This is a genomic window from Marilutibacter maris (assembly GCF_006546735.2).
Taxonomy (GTDB): Bacteria; Pseudomonadota; Gammaproteobacteria; order Xanthomonadales; family Xanthomonadaceae; genus Marilutibacter; species Marilutibacter maris.
In genome coordinates this window covers 1-2,851 of the sequence record NZ_VICD02000092.1, presented here as the reverse complement: position 1 = coordinate 2,851, position 2,851 = coordinate 1, and the positions used below count along the sequence as shown (strand labels likewise).

Genomic DNA, 2,851 nt, shown 5'->3' with positions numbered 1-2,851 from the left:
TCGTCCGGCGCGCCGGCATCCAGGCAGGCGCGCGCGGCGTCGAACAGCGACGTCATGCCGGCGAGGTCATCGTTGCGTGATCATCGTGGCGTGATCGTCATTGCGTGAAAATCCGCGACCGACGGATACGCGCCATGCGCCGGCGTCATCAGGACGCGCGACGCTGGGCCTTGGCATCGTCCGAGCGCAGGTGCTTGATCCGCTCGAAGTAGTCGTCGGCGGTGCCGGTGACGTACTCGCCGTTGAAGCAGGAGGAGTCGAAGCGCGCGATCCGCTGCTTGGGTCCCGACACCGCCTGCTCCAGATCGCTCAGGTCCTGGTAGATCAGCCAGTCGCAGCCCAGGATCGCCTCGATTTCCTTTTCGTCGCGGTCGTAGGCGATCAGTTCCTCGCGGGTCGGCATGTCGATGCCGTAGATGTTCGGATGCCGCACCGGCGGCGCCGCCGAGGCGAGGTAGACCTTGCGCGCGCCAGCCTCGCGGGCCATCTGCACGATCTGCTGGCTGGTGGTGCCGCGCACGATCGAATCGTCGACCAGCAGCACCACACGGTTGCGGAACTCCAACGGGATCGGGTTGAGCTTGCGGCGCACCGATTTCGCGCGCTCGCTCTGGCCCGGCATGATGAAGGTGCGGCCGACGTAGCGGTTCTTGATGAAGCCCTCGCGGTACTTCACCCCCAGCACGTTGGCGACCTCGAGCGCGGCGTCGCGCGAGGAATCGGGGATCGGAATGACCGTGTCGATGTCGTGGTCCGGTCGCAGCCGCAGGATCTTCTCGCCGAGGGTCTGGCCCATGCGCATGCGCGCCTTGTGCACGGAGACGTCGTCCATCATCGAATCCGGGCGCGCGAAGTAGACGTACTCGAACATGCACGGCGTGTGCGGCACCTGCTCCGAGCAGGGCTGGACGAACAACTGGCCGTCCTCGGTGACGACCACGCCCTCGCCCGGACGCACATCGCGCACGCGCTCGAAGCCGGTCAGGTCGAGCGCGACCGATTCGCTGGCCACCGCGTACTCGTCGCGGCCGTCCTTGTGCCGCTTGCCCAGCACCAGCGGACGGATGCCATGGGGATCGCGGAACGCGACCAGGCCCAGGCCCAGCACCGCGGCGACCACCGCGTAGCCGCCGACGCAGCGCCGGTGCACGCCCTCGATCGCCTTGAACACCGCCGCCGGACTCAGCGCCTTCTGGGTGTCCAGCTCATGGGCGAAGACGTTAAGCAACACCTCCGAGTCGGACTCGGTGTTGACGTTGCGGCGGTCCTGGGCGAACACCTCGCCGCGCAGCGCCTCGGTGTTGACCAGGTTGCCGTTGTGGGCGAGCACGATGCCGAACGGCGAGTTCACGTAGAACGGCTGCGCCTCGTCCGAGCCCTCGCTGCCGGCGGTCGGATAACGGCAGTGGCCGATACCGATGTTGCCGCGCAGCAGTTGCATCGAGACCTGGTCGAACACGTCGCGGACCAGACCGTTGCCCTTGTGCACGCGCAGACGCGTGCCCTCCGCGGTCGCAATGCCGGCCGCATCCTGGCCGCGGTGCTGGAGCACCGTAAGTCCGTCGTACAACTGTGCCGCGACGTCGTTCTGGCCGACGATACCGATAATGCCGCACATGGCGCGTGTGTCCTGCTGGGGAGTGAATGACTTGCTGTGGCCCCGGCATCCGCCGCGACCGCTGGATTACCTGGATGGCGACGGCCGCGAGGAAGGGCCGTCGACCGCGGCCGGATCATAGGTCTGGCCGCCGCTGGCGGCGTCGACGTTGGCCGGATCCACGCCAGGCGTCGCGGCTTCCTTCTTCGGCGTCCGGCCGAGCTGCGCCGGGATCAGTCCCTGCAGATCCTCGAGTCCGTCGATCTCCGGCAGCGGCAATTGCATCGGCTGTCCGCCGGATGGTCCGGCCGGCCGTCCGGCGCCACTGCCGGCCATCTGCTCGCTGAGCGAACGAAGCAATTCGTTCGGGTCCTGGCCGCCGAGCATGTCGCCGCCACCGGTCATCGGCGCCAGCACCTGGCTGTGCTGCCGCAGGTTTTCTCCGGACAACGGACCGGGGCCGTTGAAGCTGACCTGGCCGGCGATCGCCGCCGGCAACAGGTCGCGCAGCCAGCGCGCGCCCGGCTCGAACATCGGAATGGTCTGCGAGCGCCGCCACTGGGTATCGCCCGGCAGCGAGGTGAACCCCATCAGCAGCACCAGCGCGCAGGCGAACAACATGCCGCGCACCAGACCGAACGCGAAGCCCAGCCCGCGATCCATCCCCGACAGGCCGACCGACTCCAGCACCCGCCGGACGAACCAGCTCAGCAACTTCACCGACACCAGCACGGTGGCGAAACACAATGCGTAGCCGCCGACCACGTAGCCCATGCCCGGGCTCGCGGTATCCGACAACATCATCGCCGCGTCGTCGCCGAAACCGTATGCCACCGCGCCGGCGAGCACCCAGGAAATCAACGACAGCACCACGCCGACGAAGCCCCGCATCAGGCCCAGCAGGGCCGACACCACCACGATCGCGATCAATACCCAGTCGATCGCCGTCATGACCCGGCCCCTGTCGTCGTTGCCATCGGAAAGCTCCTTTTCACGGATGTGGCCGCACGATCCCGGCGATCCCGAGCCTGGCGGCGACCTGCGCCTTCAGCTGCTCGGCCTCGGCGCGGCTGGCCACTGGACCGACCCGTACTCGGTTGAGCACACCCTTGTCGGTCCTGATCTGTTCGATGAAGGCGGTGAAGCCCGCCGCGCGGGCGCGGTCGCGCAGCTTGCCGGCCTCCTCGGCATGGCTGAAGGCGCCCAGTTGCACCGCGAAACCCACCGTGGCGGCGGCCGGGGCCGCCGGCTTGG

At 68.2% G+C, this 2,851-nt stretch carries 3 protein-coding genes; all 3 read right to left on the bottom strand.

What is annotated here, in order from left to right; genetic code table 11:
- Positions 1 to 148: 148 nt before the first annotated feature.
- Positions 149 to 1,618: an amidophosphoribosyltransferase gene (purF, locus tag FKV24_RS06485; RefSeq protein ID WP_141481804.1), complete on the bottom strand. Its 1,470-nt coding sequence runs from the start codon at positions 1,616 to 1,618 to the stop codon at positions 149 to 151.
- Between the two features lie 66 nt (positions 1,619 to 1,684).
- A complete protein-coding gene (locus tag FKV24_RS06480; RefSeq protein WP_141481803.1) occupies positions 1,685 to 2,548 on the bottom strand; it encodes a CvpA family protein in 864 nt (287 codons plus the stop codon).
- Positions 2,549 to 2,588: 40 nt separating this feature from the next.
- Positions 2,589 to 2,851: SPOR domain-containing protein (locus FKV24_RS06475; RefSeq protein WP_211371806.1), on the bottom strand; the 263-nt coding region annotated here is incomplete at its 5' end.